Annotated in this window: 1 pseudogene; it reads right to left on the reverse strand. The window is 60.8% G+C overall.

The window, feature by feature from the left end:
• A pseudogene (locus AC0IYH_RS31560) lies at nucleotides 1-273 on the reverse strand (hypothetical protein); the annotation flags it as partial.

Consider the following 273-nt stretch of genomic DNA (forward strand, 5'->3'; position numbering starts at 1 on the left):
GCGTTCAGCAGCACATATTGCGACGGGTGGAAGGACAGGCGAATGTCGTATTCGCGCGCCTTTGCTCCGAATGCGCGCAGTTCCGCATCGCTTTCGGCGACCATATTGTGAAACTGCGGCATGTCGGGATGCGTCGCGTACGGCGCGATGTCCGACGACAGCCGGTACATATCCAGCCGCTCCGATCGCAGATAATCCAGCACCCCGTCGAGCAGCTCAAGCGAGCATTTCAGGTGCGGGTTCTTCTGCCAGCGGCGCGTGTCCTGCACCTTC

The organism is Pseudomonas sp. AC463 (genome assembly GCF_979253585.1).